The organism is Mesorhizobium sp. M0870, assembly GCF_040319775.1.
Taxonomy (GTDB): Bacteria; Pseudomonadota; Alphaproteobacteria; order Rhizobiales; family Rhizobiaceae; genus Mesorhizobium.
In genome coordinates this window covers 1-2,275 of the sequence record NZ_JAMYOI010000073.1, presented here as the reverse complement: position 1 = coordinate 2,275, position 2,275 = coordinate 1, and the positions used below count along the sequence as shown (strand labels likewise).

The window sequence follows — 2,275 nt, the reverse complement described above, 5'->3', positions numbered from 1 at the left end:
GTATTCCGACGAAGCCGGCCATCGATTCCGATTTGAAGCCGGCCAGTCATTCCGATTTCATTCCGGCCGGTGTTCCGATTTGAAGCCGGCCATTTTTCGGACTGATCCTGGGTCTGGTTGATGTTTGGATTGGGTTTCGTTTCAGGTCAAGCTTGCGCTGTTTCGGTCGCTCTTGGCGAGCGCTGTTTTCGCATGCTTTCACCGGTGAGATCGATGCGATAGGCGTTGTGAACGAGGCGGTCGAGGATGGCATCGGCCAGAGTTGGGTTTGCAATGATCTCGTACCAGTGATCCAGGGGCAGCTGACTGGTGACGATTGTCGATCGGCGTTCGTAGCGGTCTTCAATGATCTCAAGCACATCACGCCGCTGGTCATCATTGAGTTTTTCCGGTCCCCAGTCATCGAGAATGAGAAGGTCGGTTTTGGCGAGTTGCTTGAGGATGCGGCCATAACGTCCGTCGCCTCTGGCGAGGGCAAGTGTTGCAAACAGCCGGGGAACGCGGTGATAGGCGACGGAGAAATCCTCTCGGCAAGCTTTGTGGCCGAGCGCACAGGCCAGCCAGCTCTTGCCGACGCCCGCCGGCCCGGTGATGAGAAGACTGTGATGCTTGCGAATCCAGTCGCAGCCGGCGAGCGCCATGAACAGATTGCGGTCAAGACCGCGTGCGGCACGAAAGTCGGCATTCTCGATCTGTGCGTCATGGCGAAGCTTTGCAGCCCTGGCGCGGGCTTCGAAACGCTTCTGGCGGCGCATGGTCGCCTCACGCTCGAGCAGCATAGCAAGCCATTCGCCGTGCTCGAGGCCGCGTGCTTCGGACTGTGCGTCGAGTTCTAGGAAGGCGGTGGCCATGCCATGAAGGCCGAGTTCGCGCAGCATGTCGATGGTCGGATTGATCAGCATGGTGTGTATCTCCTCAATGAAAGTAATCAGGGCCACGCAGATTGGCGTGATCGACGATGGCGGTCGGTTCGGTGGACTGCCTTGCGGCCTTGTGATTGGCGATGAGCGAGGCGATGCTCTTGCAGTTCAGGCCACCGATCTCGACAGCGCGGGCTGACACGGCTTCGGCGCGATCGCGTGTGACATCGCGAAACAGGCGCAGAACACCCAGGCATGTTCGAAAGCCTTGTTCAGGATGTGGGCGGCTGGCGAGGATTGCGACAACCAAGCCTTCCGTCTCGGGGCCGACGGATGCGGCCCAGCGACGGAACCGATCCGGCGTCCACTCGGCATATCGCCGGTGGGAGCTGGGCATATGATCCGGATCCGTCCCATGACGAGGGCCGCCATAGCGGCGCTGATGGACGGCAATGCGCTTGCCGCGGTGAAAGATCTCGATGGTGCGTGCCGTTGCTCTCAGATCGACTTGCTGGCGAATGAGGCTGTGCGGTACGGAATAAAAGAAGGTCTTGAACTCGACATGGTAGTCCGTCGAGACGCGGGCCAAACGCCACTCGGCGAATTCGTAGTCTTCGCTCGGAAGGCTTGCGAGCGCAGCACGCTCGACGCTCTCAAACAGTTGCCGGCGACTGACGCCCAGCCGACGCATGACGTGATCATTGATGCGATCGAGTGCCTGGCGAATGGCGGCATTGGCCTCGGCCAGCGAGAAGAAGGTCTGGTTGCGCAGCCGCCCCAGAATGCAGGACTGGGCGAAACGCACGCCGTTCTCGACTTTCGATTTGTCCTTCGGCCGTCGCGGCCGTGCCGGAAGACGCCGACGCCATAGTGGGATGCCATCATGCCGTAGCTGCGGTTGATCTCGGGATCGTAGAAGCTGGCGCGGCTGACGCCCGACTTCAGATTGTCGGGGACGACCAGGCGGGGAACGCCATCAAAGAAACGAAACATCCTGACGTGTGAACCAATCCAATCAGGCAGTGTCTGGGTCCAGGTTGCTTCGGCATAGGTGAAGCTGGACGCTCCCAAGACCGCCACAAAGATCTCCGCCTCACGGATCTCGCCGGTGTCTCGATCAGCGATCGGGATCTTCTTGCCGGAATAGTCGACGAAGACCTTGTCGCCGGCGGCGTGTTCCTGGCGCATCGTCGGCGAAAGCCGCTGTTCGAAGCTGCGAAAGAGCTCGCAGAACCGGCTGTAGCCATATCCGTCGGGATGACTTCCTCGATACTCCTCCCACAAGATGAGGAGCGTGAGCCCGGCTTCTTAAGCTCGACGGCAAGATGGGCCCAGTTCGGCTCTGTGCGCCGCCGCGTGCCCTGTTTGACACCATTGCGAGCGAAGAGTTTGTTCTCAAGCGCGTCATCGGTCAG

2 protein-coding genes are annotated in these 2,275 nt (G+C 60.1%); both read right to left on the bottom strand.

Going from position 1 to position 2,275, the window contains the following annotated elements; translation table 11 throughout:
- Positions 1 to 146 precede the first annotated feature (146 nt).
- A complete protein-coding gene (gene istB / locus NKH97_RS33155; RefSeq protein WP_023750318.1) occupies positions 147 to 902 on the bottom strand; it encodes an IS21-like element helper ATPase IstB in 756 nt (251 codons plus the stop codon).
- 13 nt (positions 903 to 915) lie between these two features.
- Positions 916 to 1,665 carry a Mu transposase domain-containing protein gene (locus NKH97_RS33150; protein ID WP_352799972.1) on the bottom strand — a complete coding sequence of 250 codons (750 nt, stop codon included), beginning with the start codon at positions 1,663 to 1,665 and terminating at the stop codon, positions 916 to 918.
- Positions 1,666 to 2,275: the final 610 nt, after the last annotated feature.